1 protein-coding gene is annotated in these 1,706 nt (G+C 52.0%); it reads right to left on the minus strand.

Going from position 1 to position 1,706, the window contains the following annotated elements:
- The coding region (locus ACOCD2_RS18815) for a hypothetical protein (RefSeq protein WP_419625898.1) at positions 1-1,628 on the minus strand (1,628 nt) is incomplete at its 3' end.
- Positions 1,629-1,706 lie beyond the last annotated feature (78 nt).

The following is a 1,706-nucleotide window of genomic DNA, read 5'->3' on the forward strand; positions in this document are numbered from 1 at the left end:
CTGACCGGATACCTGACCATATCCGCTCCGTCACCCGGCCGGACTGAAAATCCGTCTTCCGTAGTTTCCAGTCTTGCCAGACGGGGTTTCCTTCGGGGAACTTCAATATCATCATCAGGGGGCGTTTTTGGCTTTGGCCTGTTCTTTCCACCAGACGTTTCTGACTCCTGCTCAGGCTCCTCCGTAAAAAAGAATCCCGCCAGCGCTTTATCGTCCTCCTCCTCTTCCGCCTGGGTGAGCACGTCATAGAAATTCACAACAGCATTCTTGATCACCTTCAGGCGGTTTCCTGGTGACACATAATTCTTCCGGAGTTTTTCCGCATTGTAGATCCATTTGGTGTGCGCAGGATTTTCCGCATCTCCGAGAAAAGAGGAAATGATCTCGTTATTGGCCACCATCACACCATAGGCCTTTCGGTCACCGAACTTGGATTCGGCCGGCAGCGTCAGCCCGCCGCGCACATAGAGATCAATCCCTTTTGTGATGCTGTCCGGACGTTTCACGAACACATGGAATTCGGTATCAAGAATCTTTCTTTCCGGTTTAACCTTCACCGACAGCGGAAGCCTCACGCCAACCAGCCTGCCTTCAGAAAAGGTGGTGCGCAGCCGATCAAGATCATTCGGCTCGAAATCATCCTCGTCCAGCCTGACGTCATCCAGCCATCCCTTCCTAAGCGAAAGGAGCGTGCCGCCCCCAAGTTCCCGATTTGTTTCCTCAATAAAACTGAACAGCTCGTCAATATCCGGAATTTTCCTCTTTGCATACACATGTGCAAGCTGGCGGATATTTTCCGCATCCAGCGCCTGACCATTGAATTCCATGACCAGCTTTCCGGTCAGAATGGGATAGAAATAGTTGATTATGGCCACACCGAGCATTTTTTCGGAAGTAAGCGATTCGTGGGGAAAGGGGATGGCGATGGAAAGTCCGGGCTCTCCGTTTCGGGTCAGTCCGAACTGCCGGGAAAACTCCCGGATGTAGCCTGTATCATTTACAGGAACGGGAACCATATTCTGTATCTTGGATCCCTTCATTTTCGAGAAATAGGCATGGGGAGGATATTCCCCGCCTTCATAGGTGTGCAGATCAAGAACGCTCTGCCCCATCAGCCAGGCATCCTGATCCCCTTCCCGGACAGTTACTCCGAAAAATGCTCCGGTAGCCGCCGAACTGGAATACACCAGCTTTCCGAGTCCCCATCGCCCCCGCCGGGTGCCGGTCTTGTGGGACTTTCCATGCCGCCTCCAGAAACCGGAAAAATCACCATTATCCTTATCCTCCACCGACCCGGTGAGACCGGTGGTTCCGAAATCCTCAATCACCAGTGCAGACGGACTGGAGAAGTCAATCTTCTCAGTTTCAAGTCCTGAAGCGGCAGCATGCTCAAGCTGCTTTTCCAGAATCTCCCTCAGCCAGCCCCCGTCCAGACCCGTTTCCCCGTTTGCCCAACGGAAGGAAACCCTCGTCTGCTTCCCGTTAGGTGTGGCATCCAGAGAATTCTGGACCGCCTCCCTTACAATGGTTTCATAAAGATCAACCTCATCATTTCTGAACTGATCTCTCTGGGTAATCCCGGAATCCACATAGCAGGGCAGCTGCCGGATAAAATGCCAATCAATCAATCTGCAACCTCCTGCAAGATCCAATAATCTTGTTAAAAAATCGGGCTCTTCAGCAGAATCTGTGGGTAAACTCAGGCT

Origin of the sequence: Thiolapillus sp., from assembly GCF_048562965.1 — a bacterium.
Lineage (GTDB): Bacteria > Pseudomonadota > Gammaproteobacteria > Chromatiales > Chromatiaceae > Thiolapillus > Thiolapillus brandeum_A.